The following is a 15,149-nucleotide window of genomic DNA, read 5'->3' as shown; positions in this document are numbered from 1 at the left end:
GTAGACTGTCGGTTTTTCAGCGAGCCCATCCATGCCCAACATCATCCGCATCGCCGCCGCCCTGTTGATAGACCCGCAAGGTCGCACCCTGCTGGTGCGCAAGCGCGGCACACAGGCATTCATGCAGCCTGGTGGCAAGATCGATGCCGGGGAGTCGCCGGTTCAGGCACTGGCGCGCGAGCTGTTTGAAGAGCTGGGTTTGCGCATCGACCCCGCTCAGGCCGTGCACCTTGGCCAGTTCAGCGCGCCGGCCGCCAACGAGCCGGGCTTCGAGGTGCAGGCCGAACTGTTCCGCGTCGACAGTGCCGAGGCTGTAGCCCCGGCGGCGGAAATCGAAGAAGTGCGGTGGCTGGTCGCCGATCAGGCTGAAACGCTGGAACTGGCGCCGCTGACCCGCGACCTGATCCTGCCGCTGTACCGCCAGGCCGTCAGCGTACCGCGCTGACCCCGTCGAGGGTGGCGAACGAGGTGTCCTTGGCGGTCAGCAGGAAGTCGCGCATGTAGGGCGCATCGAGCATGTCGGTGCGCACCGCTGCGTACAGCGTGGCAAACAGGCCTTTCTCGCCCAGGCGCTTGCCCTTCACATAGCCGCGCGAGCTGTATTCATGCAGCGCCCAGTGCGGCATGCCGCAGACGCCACGGCCGCTGGCCACCAATTGCATCATCATCACTGTCAGCTCGGACGTGCGCACGGCAGCCGGCTCGATGTCGGCCGGCTCCAGGAAGCGGGTGAAGATGTCCAGGCGGTCGCGCTCCACCGGGTAGGTGATCAGGGTCTGGTCGAGCAGGTCCTGGGGCACGATGTACGGTTTGCTGGCCAACGGGTGCTGGTTGGCCACGGCGAGCATGGCCTCGTAGGTGAACAGCGGCACATAGGTGATCCCGGCAAGGTCCAGCGGGTCGGAGGTCACTACCAGGTCGAGGTCGCCCCGCGCCAGCGCCGGCAGCGGGGCGAAGGCGAAGCCCGAGGCCAGGTCGAGTTCCACCTCCGGCCAGGCATCGCGGAACTGGTCGATGGTCGGCATCAGCCACTGGAAGCAGCTGTGGCACTCGATGGCCATGTGCAGGCGCCCGGCGGTGCCACCCGCCAGGCGGGCGATGTCACGCTCGGCGCCGCGCAGTAGCGGCAGGGTGGCATCGGCCAGTTGCAACAGGCGCAGGCCGGCGCTGGTGAAGCGGATCGGCTTGGTCTTGCGCACGAACAGTGGCAGGCCCAGGCGCTCTTCAAGCTCCTTGAACTGGTGCGACAACGCCGACTGGGTCAGGTGCAGGCGCTCGGCCGCCTCAACCAGGCTGTCGGCCTCGCGCAGGGCATGAAGGGTCTTCAGGTGGCGGATCTCCAGCACGGCTATCTCCGAGAAAATTTTTTGAGGAAACGGGGAATGAGTTGAGTTTCACTCATGTTGCCCCGGGCTGTCGACTGGACGATCAGCCGCACCGCTCGGCAGGGTTCATCAAACTGTCACTGAACTGTGGCAGCGCGCCCGAATTAAATTCATCAGACTCGCGCTCTACTGGGGATCTGCATTCTGGTGTTTCTTTCATGCGGGCTTTTCTGCTGTTTTTCTTTCTGCTGTTCAGCGCTTCGGCCAGCTTCGCCGACACGCGCTGCGACGCCCATGTGCCGGTACAACGTGCCGAAGTCGGCAACCTGAGCCTGGTCTACCAGAGCGTCGGCGCGCCTCGTGATCCGGCCTTGCTGCTGGTCATGGGCCTGGGCGGGCAACTGATCCATTGGCCTGACGATGTGGTCGAGGCCATGTGCCGCCAGGGCTTTCGGGTGATTCGCTACGACAATCGCGATGTCGGCCTGTCGCGCTGGAACCAGTTGCCGCCTTCGGCCAACCTCACGGTCGAGCTGTTGCGTTACAAGCTGGGCCTGCCGGTAGCGGCGCCCTATACCCTGACCGACATGGCCGATGATGGCCTGCAGTTGATGAACGTACTAGGCATCCGCCAGTTTCATGTGCTGGGGGTGAGCATGGGCGGGATGATCGCCCAGCACCTGGCAGCCATGGCCCCGGAGCGGGTACGTAGCCTGACCCTGGTGATGTCCAGTTCGGGAGCGGCCGGGCTGCCGGCACCGGATCCTGCGTTGGTGCAGTTGCTGGCGCGGCGCAGTGCGCCGAATCGCGAGGTGGCCATCGAGCAACAGGCCGACCTGCTGGCGGCGCTGGGTAGCCCGCAGGTGCATGATGACCGGGCGGTACTGCTGCAGCAGGCGGCGGTGGCGTACGACCGGGCGTTCAACCCGGAGGGGGCGAAACGCCAGATCATGGCGATCCTGGCCGAACCGAGCCGGGTGCCGTTACTGAATGAGTTACGGGTGCCGACGCTGGTGGTGCATGGCACGGCCGATCCGTTGTTGCCGGTGATGCATGGGGTGCACCTGGCGGCGCATATCCAGGGCAGCCAGCTGCGGTTGATTCCGGGGTTGGCGCATCGCTTCCAGGAGCCATTCAAGGCGCCGTTGCTGGCGGCAGTGCTGCCTTATCTGCAGTCACATCGACAGGATGTCACCCATATCGCAGGGCTTTGAATCGGTCTGGTCCTCTTCGCGGGCATGCCCGCGAAGCAGGCGACGCTGCTCCATCAGCCGAGCCCGTACTTCTTGACCTTGTCGAACAGCGTAGTCTTGGCCATGCCCAGCTCCTGGCTGGCCTGGCTGAGGTTGCCACCGGTGCGCTGCAGGGCATCACTGAGCAGGTTGCGTTCGAACGCTTCCACCGCCTCGGCAAAGCCAAGCCCTTGGCTGGCGCCGCCGCTCGGGCCTTTCTTGAACGCTGGCAGCCCCAAGGCATAGCGCTCGGCCACGTTGCGCAATTCGCGCACGTTGCCCGGCCAGTCATGAGCCATCAAGCGCGACAGGGTCTGGCTGTCCAGCGTCGGGGCTTCGCGGTCGAATCGCAGCGCCGACTGCTGCAGGAAGTGCTCGAACAGTTGCAGGATGTCTTCCCGACGTTCGCGCAGCGGCGGCAGCTCCAGGGTGACGACGTTCAAGCGGTAATAGAGGTCGCTACGGAACTGCCCGGTCTGACCGAGGGCGTCGAGGTCGGATTTGGTGGCTGCGATCACCCGGCAATCCACCGCTATGCTCTGGTTCGAGCCCAGGCGCTCCAGGGTGCGCTCCTGCAGCACGCGCAGCAGCTTGATCTGCAGGTTGATCGGCATGCTCTCGACCTCGTCGAGGAACAGCGTGCCCCCATTGGCGTGTTCGATCTTGCCGATGCGGCGCTTGCCGGCACCGGTGAAGGCGTTGGCTTCGTGGCCGAAGATCTCGCTTTCGAACAGGTTTTCCGGCAGGCCACCGCAGTTCAGCGCCACGAACGGCTGGCCCTGGCGCCGGCTGAAATCGTGCAGGCAGCGGGCGACCAGCTCCTTGCCGGTGCCGGTTTCCCCCTCGATCAGCACGTTGGCCGACGTATCGGCCACGTTAGCGATCAGCTCGCGCAGGTGTTCCATCGCAGGCGAGCGGCCGATGATGCGCCCCTCGAGGCTGCTCTGCCCGGCCAGTTGCCGGCGCAGGGCCACCACTTCGCGGGACAGCCCGCGCTGCTCCAGCGCGCGGCGCACCACATCGACCAGACGCTCGGGGGAGAACGGCTTCTCCATGAAATCGTAGGCGCCGTTGCGCATGGCGCCGACGGCCATGTCGATATCACCGTGGCCGGTGATCAGCACCACCGGCAGGCTGCGGTCGCGGGCCTTGAGGCGGTTGAGCAGCTCCAGGCCATCGATGCCTGGCAGGCGGATATCGCTGACGACGATGCCGGCAAAATCATCGCCGATGCGCTCCAGGGCCTGCTCGGCACTGCCGACACCCTCGCAGGCAATGTCCTCCAGGGCCAGCGCCTGCTGGCAGCCGAGCAGCACATGCGGGTCGTCTTCAACGATCAGAACGGTAAGTGGCGCTGGGTTCATGGTTGCTCTGCCGATTCGCTGGGGGAGGTGACCAAGGGCAGGGCGAGGACGAAGGCCGTGCCACCGGTGGCGGGGTGCTCGACGTTCAGGCTGCCCTTGGCGGCGGCGGCAAGGCTCGCCGACAGGGTCAGCCCCAGGCCCAGGCCGTGTTCGCCCGGTTTGGTGGTGAAGAAAGGTTCGAACAGGTGCTTGCGGGTCTCGGCATCGATGCCGTGGCCGTTGTCGCGGACCCGCAGGCGGTACTTGTCGCCTTGCAGTTCACCTTCGAGCCACAGCTCGGGCAGTGGCTGGGTGGCCATGGCGTCAAGGGCGTTGCCGACCAGGTTGACCAGGATTTGCTCGAGGCGGGTCTGGTCGATGGCCAGTTGCTGGTCGTCGAACTGGTGGTGCAGCTGCAGGTTGCAGCCCGAGATGCGGTCGTTCAATACCTGCAAGGACGCTTCCACGGCCTTGGCCAGCGACGCCTGGCCACTGTCGTCACCGCGTCGGGCGAACGAGCGCAGGCTGGCCGTGATGCGGCCCATGCGGTCGATCAAGCCGTTCATGGTGCGCAGGTTGGTGCTGGCGGTGTCCAGCGCACCCCGCTCGAGAAAGCGCACGGTGTTGCCAGACAGGGTCCGCAGCGCCGCCAAAGGCTGGTTGAGCTCATGGGCAATGCTCGTGGACATCTGCCCGATCGCCGCCAGCTTGCCGGCCTGGACCAGTTCGTCCTGGGCATGGCGCAGGGTCTGCTCGGCATGCCGGCGCTCCCGGATCTGGCCCTTGAGCCGTTCGTTGCTGGCGCGCAGGTCGGCGGTGCGGTCGGCGATGCGCCGCTCCAGCTGGCTGTTGGCTTCCTGCAGTGCCTCGCGGGCGGCCAGGCGTGTGGCAACGACCTTGCGCCGTTCGTTCCAGGCGATGCCGAGGATGGTCAGCAGGGCGAAGGCCACGCCGACCAGGATGCCCTGCACCATGGACTCGCGGCGCAGGTCCTGCAGCGGGGTGAGCAGGGTGAAGTGCCAGGGCGTATCGGCCAGGCGCCGGGTCTGGGCCAGGTAGCTCACTTCATGGGGCTTGCCTTGGGCCGTTTCGGCGTTGGCCGGGAAGGTCAGCTTCTCCACGCCATCGGCCAGGGTTTCCCGCGCCAATGGTTGCAGCTCGTTCAGCGGCCACCAGTAGTACTGCAGGCTGCGCGCCAGGCGCTCCTTGATCTGCGGGGTCAGCGGGCGCACCGATTTCAGGCGCCGGGCTGGGTCGCTGGAAAGAATGATGATGCCGTTCTCATCGCTGACGAAGGCTTCCAGGCGGGCACGCTGCCAGCGCTCTTCCAGGGTATCCAGGCGCACTTTGATCACTGCCACGCCGATGATCTTGCCGTGTTCCTCCAAGCCGTGGGCAAGGTAATAGCCAGCCTCGCCCGTGGTGCTGCCGATCCCGTAGAACCGGCCCGGTTCTCCACGCACGGCGCTCTGGAAATAGGCCCGGAACGACAGGTCTTCACCGAGGAACGAGTCGGCATCGCGCCAGTTGCTGCTGGCCTGCACCCGGCCGTTGGTGTCGAGGACGAAGATCGCCCGGCTACGGCTGCGGCGGTTCAGGCCTTCGAGGTATTCGTTGACGGTCTGCCGATTGGCGCCATCTGGGTCGGTGAGCAGTTGCGAAACGCTGTCCTCCAGCTCCAGCAGGCTCGGCAGGTAGGTGTACTTGCTGATTTCGCTCTCGACCGTGCGCGCATGCAGCTCCAGCGCACGCTCGCCGCTTTCGCTCAAGGTGCGGATGCCATTGCTTTCGCTGATCAGGAAACCGGCCATGCCCAGGCCGATCATCAGCAGGATGATCAGGGGCGGCAGCAGTAATTGGCGAATCAGGCGGGATTTCACGGCGGGCTTGGCAGGGAGAAGAAGCGAAGGGTCGCATTTCATCACAGTGGCCTTGTCACGGCCAGCATCCGCTGCCGGGCGAACCCGGGCAGCGGTGCCGTTGTTGCCGAATCAGTGTTGCAGGATCTTGCTGAGGAAGTGCTGGGTGCGTTCGTGGCGGGCGCTCGGGTTGCCGAAGAAGTCTTCCTTCTGGCAGTCCTCGATGATGTTGCCCTTGTCCATGAAGATCACCCGGTTGGCCACTTTGCGGGCGAAGCCCATTTCGTGGGTCACGCACATCATGGTCATGCCTTCGTGGGCCAGCTCGACCATCACGTCCAGTACTTCGTTGACCATCTCCGGGTCCAGCGCCGAGGTCGGTTCGTCGAACAGCATGACGATCGGGTCCATCGACAGCGCACGGGCAATGGCCACGCGCTGCTGCTGGCCGCCAGACAGCTGGCCGGGGTGCTTCTTGGCGTGGGCACCAAGGCCGACGCGGTCGAGCAGGGCCAGGCCCTTCTTGGTCGCTTCCGCCTCGCTGCGGCCGAGCACTTTGCGCTGGGCGATGGTCAGGTTCTCGGTGATGCTCAGGTGCGGGAACAGCTCGAAATGCTGGAATACCATGCCGACCCGCGAACGCAGCTTGGGCAGGTTGGTCTTGGGGTCGGCGATGGAAGTACCATCGACCACGATGTCGCCTTTCTGGAACGGCTCCAGGGCGTTGACGCATTTGATCAGGGTCGATTTGCCCGAGCCCGAAGGGCCGCAGACGACAACCACTTCACCCTTCTTGACCTCGGTGCTGCAGTCGGTCAGCACCTGGAAGTCGCCGTACCACTTGTTGACGTTCTTGATGGAAATCATACGGTGATCCTTTTTTGCAGGCGCTTGACCAGCCACGAAGCGGAGAAGCTGATGACGAAGTACACGACCCCGGCGAAGATCAGGAACTCATGGGAGCGCCCGATGATGTCGCCGTTGGAGCGTGCCGAGTTGAGGAAGTCCACCAGGCCCACGGTGTACACCAGCGAGGTGTCCTGGAACAGGATGATGCTCTGCTGCAGCAGCAGCGGGGTCATCTTGCGGAAGGCCTGGGGCAGGATGATCAGGCGCATGGTCTGGCCGTAGGTCATGCCCAAGGCCTGGGCAGCGCCCATCTGGCCCTTGGAGATCGACTGCACACCGGCGCGGACGATTTCGCAGAAGTAGGCGGCCTCGAACATCATGAACGCCACTACGCACGAGGTGAAGGCACCCACCGGGGTGTCCTCGCCGGTGATCCAGCGCAGCACGAACGGCACCGCCAGGTAGAACCAGGTGATCACCAGCAGCAGCGGGATCGAGCGGAAGTAGTTGACGTAGGCACCGGCCACACGCGACAGCAGCTTGCTCGACGACAGGCGCATCAACGCCAAGATGGTACCCAGCACGATACCGCCGATCACGCCCATGACCATCAGTTGCAGGGTCATCAGCATGCCGTCCCAGAGGGCTGGCAGGGCGGGGATGATTTCGCTGAAATCCATGTCCATTTACTTGCCCCCCACGGAGATCAGGCCAGGCACGGCGACTTTCTTCTCGACCATGCGCATCAGCAGCATAAGGCCCATGTTCAGGGTGAAGTAGATCAGCGTGGCCAGGGTGAAGGCCTCGAACAGGTTGGCCGAGAATTCGGCGGTCTGCTTGGTCTGCGCCAGCAGCTCCATCAGGCCGATCAGCGAGGCCACCGAGGAGTTCTTGAACACGTTCAAAAATTCCGAGGTGAGCGGTGGAATGATGATCCGGTAAGCCTGCGGCAGCAGCACGTTGTTGTAGATCTGCGGCAGGCTGAAGCCCATGGCGCGGGCGGCGGCTTCCTGGCCGCGGGGCAGCGCCTGGATGCCGGTGCGCACCTGTTCGCAGACGCGGGCCGCGGTGAACAGGCCCAGGCAGATGACCACGCTGATCAGTGCCGAGGTGGTCGGGTTGAGGTCTTGCTTGAACCATTCCTGCAGGCCTTCGGGCAGCAGGTCCGGTACCAGGAAGTACCAGATGAACAGCTGCACCAGCAGCGGCACGTTGCGGAACAGCTCCACGTAGGCGGTGGCGATGCCCGATACCAGACGGTTCGGCACGGTACGCATGACGCCGAGGACCGACCCCAGCAGCAATGCGATGATCCAGGCGGAGATGGCGATGGCGATGGTCCAGCCCAGACCGGTGACGTACCAGTCCAGATAAGTCTCGCTGCCCACGCCGGTGGACTTGAAGAACACGCCCCAGTCCCAGTTGTAATTCATCGGGATTTCCCCTCAGACGGTTGTTTCACGGGCACCTTCGAGCATCCGAAGGCGCTGGGCGCCCTCGGATGAAAGGGTAGACACTAAAGCGTGGCCTGTGGGTTCAATCGTGCACGGATGCGCGCCAGGCCACTAATTGCTGAGGGTCAGGACTTCTTCTCGTCCGCGGCCTTGTCGGTCGGCTCGGCGATCAGTTTCTTCAGCTCGTCGCTCATCTGGAAGTTCAGGTTGAGGCCCTTTGGCGGGATCGGCTGGGTGAACCACTTGTCGTAGCTCTTGTTGACTTCGCCCGATTTGAAGTAGGCGACGATGGCGTCATCGACCGCTTTCTTGAACGCCGGGTCATCCTTGCGCACCATGCAGCCGTAGATTTCGTACGACTGCGGGGTACCGGTAATGACCCAGTCCTTTGGATTGCGCGCCTTGGCCATTTCACCGGCGAGCAGGGCGTCGTCCATCATGAAGGCCACGGCACGGCCGCTTTCGAGCATGTTGAAGGCTTCACCGTGGTCCTTGGCGGAAATCACGTTCATCTTCATCTGCTTGTCGGCGTTCATCGCCTTGAGCAGGCGCTCAGATGTAGTACCCGCAGTGGTCACCACGTTCTTGCCGGCCAGGTCCGGGAAGTCTTTGTAGGAAGGCTGACCGTCCTTGACCTTGGTCAGCAGACGGGTGCCGACTTCAAAGATGCCGACCGAGAAGCCGACTTGCTGCTGGCGCTCGACGTTGTTGGTGGTCGAACCGCACTCAAGGTCGACGGTGCCGTTCTGCACCAGCGGGATGCGGGTCTGGGACGTAACGAGGTTGTACTTGACCTTGATGTCGGTACCCAGTTGCTTCTTCAGGGCATCGACCACGGCCAGCTGGATGTCGTGGGAGTAACCCACGGGCGTTTGACCGCCGGCCAGGTAGGAAAACGGAATGGAAGAGTCGCGGTGGCCCAGGGTGATGGTGCCCGAATCCTTGATCTTCTTCAGGGTACCGGTCAGTTCTTCAGCCATGGCTGGCGAAGCGATGATCGCGGCGGCGATGGTTGCGCCCAACAGATGACGAACGATACGCATCAAATTTTCCTCGACGTGTTTGTTTTTTTTATGGAGCCGTTGGCGGACTCTTCGTTCAACGAATACAGCAACAAGCGAGTGCATTCGGCTACCAAGTGTAGAGCATGAGTCGTGCCAAGCTCTGCTAACGATCATAACGCCGTGAAAACACGCGGGATTAATCTTTTCTGACGGTTTTTGAGTGATGTCAATTGGCCGGCTTTCCGAACGAATGTTTTTCCTTCATTCGGAAATCCGAATGAACGGATGGTAGGCATAATTAAAGCCAAGGTGGCGTTGGCGCATGGTGTTCTGAGCCTTTATCAGACTGGAGAACACTCGCATGGCATCCGCCGACATCTTTCCATCGTCCGGTGTCGATCACTTGATCGCACGGCAACTGCCCGCTTGGCTGACCAACGCCGAAGCCCCCCATCTGAACGCTTACCATCAGGCGTTGCGGGCACAACAGGAGGCGGCCGACCGCCTGCAGAAGGTACTGGGAACCTTGCCGACCCTTGACGATTTCGCTGCCCCTTTGCTGGAAAAGGCGCTGGCTGAAGCCGGGCTCGCCCATGTCGATCCAAGACATGCGTTTACCGTTGTCAGCGAAGAGTTTGCGTTGCCATCGGCGGCGGAAAAAATCCACAAGCCGAGCATTACCTACACCACGCGGCAGTCGCTGCTCGCCGCCTGCCTGCATAACTTCGAAGCGCAGGAAAGCCAGGCGTGGCTGTTGCGCAAGGCCTACCTGACCGACGCCAAAGGGACGCGGCTGGGCATGAGCTTCGAACGCTTCGTCAGCCTGTGCCGGACGCTGGATATAGGTGGGCGCTATCAGAGGTTGCTCAATACAGTGCTGCAACCGAAGGCGGGCCGTGGCCAGCCAGAGGACCAGGCACGCAAGGCCATCGAGCGACTTTTCGAGGAGAGCCTGCGCACGCAGATGAAAGCTGCGTTGTATCACGGGCGGCTCAACGGCACGCTGGACGAGTTAGACCTGCAGCGCCTCTTACCGGTTTTGGAGGCGCCGCCGTTGCCTGGTTACAAGGGGGGCACGCTGACGCCCCGCCAGTTGTACCTGCTGGGCAAACCCATGGTGGGAATCGTCACGCTCGAATGGCGGCCGGCGCCGAGTGCCGATATCGACGAAGTCATCGCCTGGATCCCCGGTGACCCTGAGAAAAGCCTGCGTCACTACGACGCCTGGGATGACCTGTATGACGACTTTGGCAAACGTCTGAAGCAGAACGCTTTCCGCCGCTTTATCAGCCGTTTCGTCAAGCTGCAGGATCGCACGCCCTTTGATAGTGCGCTGGCGCGGCTGCTGGCGAGTACGGTCGCTGGCCAGTCGCTGCAATTGGACGGGCGCGACCTGCCTGCCGACGGCGCGGTGTTTGCCCATGTGCGCAAGTTGCTGATCAAGAAGATACACGATGACGCACGCTTTCTCGCTGTGCCGACCGGTGATGAGGACCGTCTGAGTCGCCACAAGCGTCTACAGGGGATGCTGTCTGCAGGGCTCGATCTGCTCGGCCTGGCGGCTTTCGTGGTGCCGTTGCTGGGTGAGCTGCTGTTCGTGGTCAGTGCGGCGCAATTGCTGGATGAAGTGTATGAGGGTTATCAGGACTGGCGGCTTGGTGACCGCCAGGGCGCGCTGGACCATCTCTTTGCTGTTGCCCAGGGGGTAGTGCTCACGGGCGCAACCGTGGGGGCGGCGCAGGTGCTGAAGCGGGTGCCTTTCGTAGACGGACTGGAACCGAAGGCGGTCAGCGAAGGCGGGGTGCGCTTGATCAGGAACCCGCATTACCCGGCAGCGGAGGACAATCCGCTGGTATTGCTCCAGGGCCTGCAAGGCGAGCACTTCGCCGACCTGCTGTCGCCCAGGGCCAGCGTCTTGCTGGAAGCCACTGGCCTGGGGCTCGACCCGTTGCGTCGCCTGCACCTGGAGCGGGCTGCGCCACCAGCCCGTCTGCTTGACCTTCATGAGCGCCTGGCGCTATCGGCCCGTCATCCGCAATTGCGTGGTTCAGCGTTCGAGCGCGAGTTGCAGGGCCTGCGCCAGCCCGGCTCGCCTGAACAGGAAAAGTTGATGTCGATGTTCAGCGGCCTGTCGCCCCGAGGGGCGCAGGAAATCATTGACCACAGCAGTTCGTCCCAGCAGCAGATGCTCGGCAGCGGCGGCCGGGTACCGTTGAGCATGGCCGAGCGTGCGCGTTGGTACGTGCGTGACAGCCGGGTCGACCGTGCCTTGCTGGGTATCCGCCTGCCTCACCTGGCCACCGTCGATAGTGAAAAGCTGGTAATGGGACTGGTCGAACTCAAGGCGCCGTGGCCCGCGTCGGTACGCGTCGAGCTGCGAGTGGGCAACCGTGAGGGGCGCCTGCTGTTCGCCAGCAAGTCGAAGGAAGCTTCACTGGTACGCGTCATCATCCGCGACGAGCAAGGTTATTGGCTGGACAACCCTGCGCCAGGGCATGCTGGTTCGCTGCTGCAAACGCTGCTCGACTGCCTGGACGACGATCAGAAGGCGACTTTTGCCAAGCCCAACTTGCAGGCCGGCGCGTTGCGCGATGCGTTGCTGTCTAGCGCTGCAACGCAGCGTGAGCAGGCTGCCAGGCTTATCGGCCTGGCCTCGGAAGGCGCTGGCGTGCGCCCACCCAGGCGCTTCGGCGACGGTCGCCTGGGCTACCCGCTGAGCGGCGGCGGCGAAAGCAGCCGGCAGGCGATACGCAGGGGGATCCACCAGATCTTCCCGACCCTGAGCGATGTTCAGCTTGATGCTTACCTAGACGCCGTGCGCCAACGAGGGGAGAACCTGTGGGACCATTATCTGCAGTTGCAGCGCCAGTTGGAGGCGTTGCGCGAAACCTTGCGCCAATGGCAGGCCGAATGGCAGACGCCGATCGATGCGATTCGCCGTCGCCGCGTTGCCGACACCTTGCGCCGCAGCTGGCGGCGCAAGCTGGTGGACGGCAACGATCAGTACGAGCTGACCATCGATGGTGAGCACATCGAGGCCTTGCCGACATTGCCCGTCGGCCTCGACTATCAACATGTTCGCCGACTGACGCTGCGCAACATGCACTTGCCAGCGATTGACGCGTCGTTCCTGCGGCTGTTCCCCAACGTGGTCGACCTCGACCTCAGCGGCAACCGCCTGACACAGGTGCCCGAGGGCATCGAGGTGCTCACCCAGCTGCGGCGGGTGAACCTGGGCAACAACCTGATCAGCCTTGACCAGGCAGGCAGCCAGCGGCTGCAGCCCTTGCAGCGCCTCGATACCCTGATCCTGAGCTACAACCCCCTCAACGGCGTACCGGACATCTCGGCCTTGCCCTATATACGCGATGTGCGCCTGCGGGCGACCGGGCTGATGGACATGTCACTGGTCCACCAGAACGTGGCCCTGCGCGCGCACATCGACCTGCGCGACAACCGTATCAGTGAGTTGCAGCACGAGATGCGCGGGTTGCGCCAGCGCCTGCAACGGCTGAACCTGCATGACAACCCGCTGAGCGAAGCGACTGTGCGTTATCTGGACGAGGCACGAGGGGGCAGCGAAACGCGGTCACGGGGAGGTGCAGCGTACGCGCACCACTCGGTCGACGCCGATACCCGTGCGGCATGGGTCGCCAGCCGTGACGTAGACCTGCGTGCGCGACGTGAAGCGGCGTGGGATCGATTGCGGCAAGAGCCCGGTTCGGGTGGCCTGTTCCGCTTCCTCGCCGATTTCGCCGAAGGCGATGATTTCGAGATGCATCCGCGGCATTACCGTCGGCGCATCTGGCATATCCTCGAGGCCTGCGAGCACAACGAGGCCCTGCGTGAACTGCTGTTTCGCGAGGCCGATTCGCCCCGCAGCTGCGAGGATCGCCTGCTGTTGATACTGAACCAGATGGAGGTGGGCATTCTCGCCTACCAGGGTGTCGAGGGCGTGCCGGTGGCGGTGCGCGAGGCGCGGTTCCTGCGCCTGGGGCGGCAGTTGCATCGCCAGGAGCTGCTCGACGGCATCGCCACGCGTCATGTGCAGCGCTTGCGTGAAGACGGCCTGATCAAGGTCGATGAAATCGAAACGCGGCTCTACTACCGCCTGAACCTGGCCTCGAGCCTGGACTTGCCGGTGCCGCCGGACGAAATGCATTTCCCTTCGTTTGCCCATGTCAGCCGCGCTGACCTCAGCCAGGCGCAGTTCGAGGTGCTGGCGGCGGACACGGACCTGTCAATGCTCGATGCGCTGGCCGGCAGGCCCTTTTGGCAGCGCTACCTGCGCGAGCACCACGGCGATCGTTTCGAAGCGCTTGCCGCACCGTTCCACGAGCGCCTGGAAGCCTTGGAGCAGCACGCCAGCGCAGGGCAGGAAAGCGACTACGCAAGGCGGGCGGACGCGTTGATGCACGAGCACGATGCGGCCGAACAGGCCTTGATGCGCAGCCTGACCACCGAGGCCTGGGCGCGTTCGCGGCACTCCATGTAAGGACTGGCTGGCGCGCCGCTCGGGGCAATAATGGCTCAGGCTGCCCGGACGCGGGCCTGCTGGGCGTGCTGTTGCAGGTAATCCTGCAAGGCCTGCTGTTCACTTTCGCGGGTGAACAGCCCCAGCTTGGTCCGGCGCCACAGGATATCGTCGGCCTCGCAGGCCCATTCCACGCGGCACAGGTAGTCCACCTCACGGCCGAACAGCCCGGCGCCGATGGCCTGGCCCAGGTCTTCCGGGCCGTTTACGCCCTCAAGCAACTGCCACACGCGGTAGCCGTAGGTCAGCGCCCAGCGCTTGGCGATGTCCATCGGCAACCAACCGCAGCGCGCCAGGATGGCATCGACCAGGGCTTGCACGGTGGTCATGTTTTCCCCGCCCGGCAGCGGCGCACTGGCGGTCCAGCTGCCACGCATCTGCGGGAAGTGAGGCTTGAGCTCGGCCATGGCCGATTCGGCCAGTTTGCGGTAGGTGGTCAGCTTGCCGCCGAATACCGACAGCAGCGGTGCCTGCCCCTCGTTGGCCGACAGCGCCAGGGTGTAGTCGCGGGTAACGGCCGAAGGGTTGTCGGATTCGTCGTTGCACAGCGGGCGTACGCCGGAGTAGGTATGCACGATATCGCTACGCACCAGCTGATGGTTGAAGTGCTCGTTGACTACTTTCAATAGATAGTCGGTTTCTTGCTCGGTAATCGCCACCTTGGCCGGATCGCCACTGTATTCGCGGTCGGTGGTGCCGATCAGGGTGAAGCGGTCCAGGTACGGAATGCAGAAGACGATACGCTGGTCTTCGTTCTGCAGGATATAGGCATGTTCGCCTTCGTACAGGCGCGGCACGATGAGGTGGCTGCCCTGGATCAGGCGGATGCCGTACGGTGCATCGAGCTTGAGGTCGTCTTTGATGAAGCTGGCAACCCAAGGGCCGGCCGCGTTGACCAGTGCGCGGGCACGAATGGTCTGCAAGCTGCCGTCGGCGTGCTGCAGCTCCACCTGCCACAGGCCCTCGACGCGCTCGGCGCGCAGGCAGCGAGTGCGGGTGTGGATGTGCGCGCCGTGCTCACGGGCGGTCATGGCATTGAGTACCACCAAGCGGGCGTCGTCCACCGCGCAGTCGGCGTATTCGAAACCACGGGTGATCACCGGCTTGAGCGGGTAGCCGGGGCCAAAGCGCAGGCTGCGCGAGGCGCCCAAACGCTTGCGCTTGCCCAAGTGGTCGTAGAGGAACAGCCCGGCCCGGATCATCCAGGTCGGGCGCAGGTGCGGGCGGTGCGGCAGCACGAAGCGCATCGGCTTGACGATATGCGGGGCCTTGGCCAGCAACACTTCACGCTCGGCCAGCGCTTCACGCACCAGGCGGAATTCATAGTGCTCCAGGTAGCGCAACCCGCCATGGATCAGCTTGCTACTGGCCGACGAGGTGTGCTGGGCGAGGTCGTCCTTTTCGCAAAGGAAAACCTTGAGGCCACGGCCAGCGGCGTCGGCAGCGATGCCCACGCCATTGATACCGCCGCCAATCACGGCGAGGTCATAACAGTCGGCGAGTGGGGGCTGGGACGAAACGGGCTGGGACACGGGCAAGGCCTCCTGGG

At 63.8% G+C, this 15,149-nt stretch carries 11 protein-coding genes; 3 read left to right on the top strand and 8 right to left on the bottom strand.

What is annotated here, in order from left to right; all coding sequences use genetic code 11:
• Nucleotides 1-31 precede the first annotated feature (31 nt).
• Entirely contained in the window at nucleotides 32-445 is a 414-nt protein-coding gene (locus ACQKPS_RS15310) for an NUDIX hydrolase (RefSeq protein WP_254481197.1), read from the top strand.
• On the opposite strand, the gene metR is transcribed toward ACQKPS_RS15310, so the two are convergent.
• Entirely contained in the window at nucleotides 429-1,346 is a 918-nt protein-coding gene (gene metR / locus ACQKPS_RS15305; protein ID WP_003258025.1) for a transcriptional regulator MetR, read from the bottom strand. The two genes, ACQKPS_RS15310 and metR, sit on opposite strands and share 17 nt — an antisense overlap.
• Nucleotides 1,347-1,543: 197 nt before the next feature.
• On the opposite strand from metR, the gene ACQKPS_RS15300 reads away from it, so the two are divergent.
• Nucleotides 1,544-2,539 carry an alpha/beta fold hydrolase gene (locus tag ACQKPS_RS15300; RefSeq protein ID WP_427604715.1) on the top strand — a complete coding sequence of 332 codons (996 nt, stop codon included), beginning with the start codon at nucleotides 1,544-1,546 and terminating at the stop codon, nucleotides 2,537-2,539.
• 53 nt (nucleotides 2,540-2,592) lie between these two features.
• Here the strand turns inward: ACQKPS_RS15300 and ACQKPS_RS15295 are convergent, their stop codons facing one another.
• The 6 genes from ACQKPS_RS15295 to ACQKPS_RS15270 form a co-directional block, all read right to left on the bottom strand.
• Nucleotides 2,593-3,921, bottom strand: a complete 1,329-nt coding sequence (locus ACQKPS_RS15295; RefSeq protein ID WP_283723773.1) for a sigma-54-dependent transcriptional regulator — start codon at nucleotides 3,919-3,921, stop codon at nucleotides 2,593-2,595.
• Nucleotides 3,918-5,822 carry a sensor histidine kinase gene (locus ACQKPS_RS15290; protein ID WP_254481195.1) on the bottom strand — a complete coding sequence of 635 codons (1,905 nt, stop codon included), beginning with the start codon at nucleotides 5,820-5,822 and terminating at the stop codon, nucleotides 3,918-3,920. The genes ACQKPS_RS15295 and ACQKPS_RS15290 overlap by 4 nt, the downstream gene beginning before the upstream one ends.
• Nucleotides 5,823-5,891: 69 nt before the next feature.
• Nucleotides 5,892-6,626, bottom strand: coding sequence for an amino acid ABC transporter ATP-binding protein (locus ACQKPS_RS15285; RefSeq protein ID WP_003258023.1), 735 nt, complete (start codon nucleotides 6,624-6,626; stop codon nucleotides 5,892-5,894).
• The gene (locus tag ACQKPS_RS15280; protein ID WP_254481194.1) at nucleotides 6,623-7,294 is read right to left on the bottom strand and encodes an amino acid ABC transporter permease; all 672 of its coding nucleotides are present in this window, start codon (nucleotides 7,292-7,294) and stop codon (nucleotides 6,623-6,625) included. The genes ACQKPS_RS15285 and ACQKPS_RS15280 overlap by 4 nt, the downstream gene beginning before the upstream one ends.
• Nucleotides 7,295-8,041, bottom strand: coding sequence for an amino acid ABC transporter permease (locus ACQKPS_RS15275; protein ID WP_254481193.1), 747 nt, complete (start codon nucleotides 8,039-8,041; stop codon nucleotides 7,295-7,297).
• Nucleotides 8,042-8,187: 146 nt separating this feature from the next.
• A complete protein-coding gene (locus ACQKPS_RS15270) occupies nucleotides 8,188-9,105 on the bottom strand; it encodes a glutamate/aspartate ABC transporter substrate-binding protein (protein ID WP_054885875.1) in 918 nt (305 codons plus the stop codon).
• A gap of 322 nt (nucleotides 9,106-9,427) precedes the next feature.
• On the opposite strand from ACQKPS_RS15270, the gene ACQKPS_RS15265 reads away from it, so the two are divergent.
• The gene (locus ACQKPS_RS15265; protein ID WP_427604711.1) at nucleotides 9,428-13,561 is read left to right on the top strand and encodes an NEL-type E3 ubiquitin ligase domain-containing protein; all 4,134 of its coding nucleotides are present in this window, start codon (nucleotides 9,428-9,430) and stop codon (nucleotides 13,559-13,561) included.
• A gap of 35 nt (nucleotides 13,562-13,596) precedes the next feature.
• Here the strand turns inward: ACQKPS_RS15265 and glpD are convergent, their stop codons facing one another.
• Nucleotides 13,597-15,132, bottom strand: coding sequence for a glycerol-3-phosphate dehydrogenase (glpD, locus tag ACQKPS_RS15260; protein ID WP_427604709.1), 1,536 nt, complete (start codon nucleotides 15,130-15,132; stop codon nucleotides 13,597-13,599).
• Nucleotides 15,133-15,149 lie beyond the last annotated feature (17 nt).

This window comes from Pseudomonas sp. NPDC086566 (genome assembly GCF_050280885.1).
GTDB lineage: Bacteria > Pseudomonadota > Gammaproteobacteria > Pseudomonadales > Pseudomonadaceae > Aquipseudomonas > Aquipseudomonas vlassakiae.
Note: the sequence above shows the minus strand (reverse complement) of the source record. Positions and strands in the feature narration are given on the sequence as shown.

What these genes read in the sequence shown, in the direction of transcription:
- ACQKPS_RS15310 (WP_254481197.1), top strand. Translation starts at nt 32, where the DNA reads ATGCCCAACATCATCCGCATCGCCGCCGCCCTGTTGATAGACCCGCAA.
- ACQKPS_RS15300 (WP_427604715.1), top strand. Translation starts at nt 1,544, where the DNA reads ATGCGGGCTTTTCTGCTGTTTTTCTTTCTGCTGTTCAGCGCTTCGGCC.
- ACQKPS_RS15295 (WP_283723773.1), bottom strand. Translation starts at nt 3,921, where the DNA reads ATGAACCCAGCGCCACTTACCGTTCTGATCGTTGAAGACGACCCGCAT.
- ACQKPS_RS15290 (WP_254481195.1), bottom strand. Translation starts at nt 5,822, where the DNA reads ATGAAATGCGACCCTTCGCTTCTTCTCCCTGCCAAGCCCGCCGTGAAA.
- ACQKPS_RS15285 (WP_003258023.1), bottom strand. Translation starts at nt 6,626, where the DNA reads ATGATTTCCATCAAGAACGTCAACAAGTGGTACGGCGACTTCCAGGTG.
- ACQKPS_RS15280 (WP_254481194.1), bottom strand. Translation starts at nt 7,294, where the DNA reads ATGGACATGGATTTCAGCGAAATCATCCCCGCCCTGCCAGCCCTCTGG.
- ACQKPS_RS15275 (WP_254481193.1), bottom strand. Translation starts at nt 8,041, where the DNA reads ATGAATTACAACTGGGACTGGGGCGTGTTCTTCAAGTCCACCGGCGTG.
- ACQKPS_RS15270 (WP_054885875.1), bottom strand. Translation starts at nt 9,105, where the DNA reads ATGCGTATCGTTCGTCATCTGTTGGGCGCAACCATCGCCGCCGCGATC.
- ACQKPS_RS15265 (WP_427604711.1), top strand. Translation starts at nt 9,428, where the DNA reads ATGGCATCCGCCGACATCTTTCCATCGTCCGGTGTCGATCACTTGATC.